This is a genomic window from Nitrospirota bacterium, assembly GCA_016214385.1.
Classification (GTDB): domain Bacteria; phylum Nitrospirota; class Thermodesulfovibrionia; order UBA6902; family JACROP01; genus JACROP01.
On the sequence record JACROP010000041.1, the window covers coordinates 1 to 2,909 of the forward strand.

The following is a 2,909-nucleotide window of genomic DNA, read 5'->3' on the forward strand; positions in this document are numbered from 1 at the left end:
ATCCTTATCTACTTCAACCGTAGTCTCTTTACCTTTTGCATCTTTAATTACTACAGAATTTGCAGCAGTATCAACAGAAGCTATTTCCCCCTTTACAGTAGGGATTTTTTCTTTAGCCTTCTTAGCTGGTTCAGCTTTTTCAGCGAGCTATACTCAAAAAGAGTGTAAAAAGTAAATAGAGGTGGTGTATCCTTTCATAAACAGAAACAAGACAAGAAAAGAAAGGAGGAACACCACCATGAAGGAATGTATAACAGGAAGAGGTTGGAAATCAAGAATTAGTTATGCTGAGTTGGAAGAGGTTGTACGGATTAAGGTACAGGGATTTATTCAGGAGATTTTGGAGGAAGAGGTTACAGAGTTTTTAGGCAGAGGCAAATCTGAGAGAAGAGAGGTGAGGATTGATACTGTTCAATCCTATAGGAATGGATATGGCAAGTTTCGCAGATTTGCGATGATGAATGGCACTATAAGAGTAAGAAGGCCGAGGTTACGCAATCAAGAGGGATTTGAGAGCAAAGTACTGCCATTATTTAAGCGTCGAAGCAAGGAATTAGGAGAGATGTTACCAGAGCTTTACCTGCATGGGTTAGCCAGTGGTGATTTTGAGTTGGCATTACGAGGTTTATTAGGAGAAGGGGCTCCATTGTCCAAAGAATGGAGGAGCCAGGATTTAACAGGGGTTAAGATAGTATATCAGTGGGCTGATGGTATTTTTGTAAAAGCTGGATTGGAGAAGGAGAAGGCAGTATTGTTAGTAGTAATAGGAGTATTAACAACTGGTGAGAAGGTTTTGTTAGCTTGCGAGAGTGGATACCGTGAGAGCAAGGAATCATGGCTTGGAATATTGCGTGATCTTAAAAAACGGGGTCTTCGCCTTGCACGGCTTACTATAGCAGATGGACATCTTGGTATATGGTCCGCTCTTGGAGAGATACATCCTGAAGGAGATGGGCAAAGGTGTTGGAATCACAAGATAACAAATATTCTTGATGCAATGCCCAAAAGAGTGAGAAATGAAGCTTCCGGGTATCTGGGAGCAATTCCTTATGCAGAGACACTTCAGGAGTGCGAAAAATTAAGGGATGAATTTATTAATCGTTACAAGAAGGAATACCAGAAAGCTTGTGAGAAATTACTCGCTGATTGGGGAAGAATGGTGGCTTTTTATTCATATCCAAAGGAACACTGGGTGCATATCCGCACGACTAACGTTGTAGAATCACCCTTTAGCTCAATACGCCTGAGGACTGATGCTGCCAGGAGGTTCAAAAAAGTTGAAAATGCAACAGCAATGATATGGAAGCTTCTTCGTGTTGCAGAAAAGAGGTTTCGTACTCTTAAAGGATATTGGTTATTGGAGAGTGTTTATACAGGTGAACGATGCGTCAATGGTATAATTAAAAACAGAAAAGAGTATCTTGAAAGGAAAGCCGCTTAAATGAATTTACACTCTTATTGACAAAAGCTCTGATTGATTAGGATAATTGTTTAGTATTTCATTAATACCAAAGAAGCTTGTGTGATCTTTCCCTAAAAAAGTGGACACATCGAAGAGTTAGGTTATGGTATGATATAATCTAACAATTTTTGGAGGTGTTAAATGCGAGAGAGTAAAGTTAACAGGAGGTACGATCGGCAGTTCAAGGAAGAAGCGGTACGACTTGTAATCGAGGGGAAGAGACCAGTAGTTGAAGTAGCTCATGGACTTGGGATACATGAGAATCTACTGCGTACATGGAAGCGGAAATATAAAGAAGATCCATCCGGCAGTTTTCCCGGGAAGGGGCACCTGCGACCTGAAGATGAGGAATTCAAAAGGTTGCAGAAAGAAAATGCCAATCTCAGGGAAGAAAGAGAAATACTAAAAAAAGCGTTGGCCATCTTCTCAAAACACCCCAGATGAAATACTGGTTCATGGATCAGCATCGCTCCTGCCATGGGGTGCAGAAGATGTGCCGTGTAATTGGAGCATCAAGGAGCGGATATTACAGATGGAGGAAACAGCCTCATAGCAAGAGGCAGCAAGAAAATGAGAAGATACTTATGGAGATAAAAGAATCACATAAAAACAGCCGCATGACATACGGGAGTCCGAGAATTACCGATGAACTGCGTAGCAAGGGAATAAAATGCGGCAAGAACAGAGTTGCCCGTATAATGAAGATGCATGGCATTGTTGCCAAGGCAGCAAAGAAGTTCAAGGCAACGACAAATTCGAGGCATAATCTCCCTGTTGCCGAGAATCTCCTGAATCAGAACTTTGAGTCAGACAAACCGAATACGGTATGGGCTTCGGATATTACGTATATCCCGACCCTGGAAGGCTGGATGTATCTGGTAGTGATTCTGGATCTCTATTCCCGACAGGTAATCGGATGGGCAATGAGTAATCAACTCTCGTCAGGTTTTGTTATCAATGCCTTGTATCAGGCTATTGGGCGAAGGAAGCCCGGTAAAGGATGTATATTCCATTCTGACAGAGGTGTCCAATACGCGAGCCTTGACTTTCGGGATGTGCTAAAGGACTATAGTTTTATCCAGAGTATGAGCAGAAAGGGTAATTGTTACGACAATGCGGTTGCTGAGAGCTTTTTCCATACCTTAAAGACAGAGCATGTGTATGATTATCGGTATGAAACACGGGCAGAGGCTACACAAAGTATTTTCGAATATATTGAAATGTTCTATAATCGTCAGAGGCGGCATTCAGCTCTGGGGTACCGTTCGCCGGTATCATTTGAGCTGGAGGCTATGGCTGCCTAACTTAACTATGTGTCCGTAAAATCGGGGGAAGATCAGCCAACTCAAAATCACCACTGGCTAACCCATGCAGGTAAAGCTCTGGTAACATCTCTCCTAATTCCTTGCTTCGACGCTTAAATAATGGCAGTACTTTGCTCTCAAAT

Annotated in this window: 1 protein-coding gene and 1 pseudogene; both read left to right on the plus strand. The window is 42.2% G+C overall.

The window, feature by feature from the left end; genetic code table 11:
- Window positions 1-238: 238 nt before the first annotated feature.
- The gene (locus tag HZC12_02740; GenBank protein ID MBI5025646.1) at window positions 239-1,441 is read left to right on the plus strand and encodes an IS256 family transposase; all 1,203 of its coding nucleotides are present in this window, start codon (window positions 239-241) and stop codon (window positions 1,439-1,441) included.
- Between the two features lie 162 nt (window positions 1,442-1,603).
- Window positions 1,604-2,766 (plus strand): annotated as a pseudogene (locus HZC12_02745) (IS3 family transposase).
- Window positions 2,767-2,909: the final 143 nt, after the last annotated feature.

Coding starts and splice junctions, on each gene's coding strand:
- HZC12_02740 (MBI5025646.1), top strand. CDS start 239: ATGAAGGAATGTATAACAGGAAGAGGTTGGAAATCAAGAATTAGTTAT.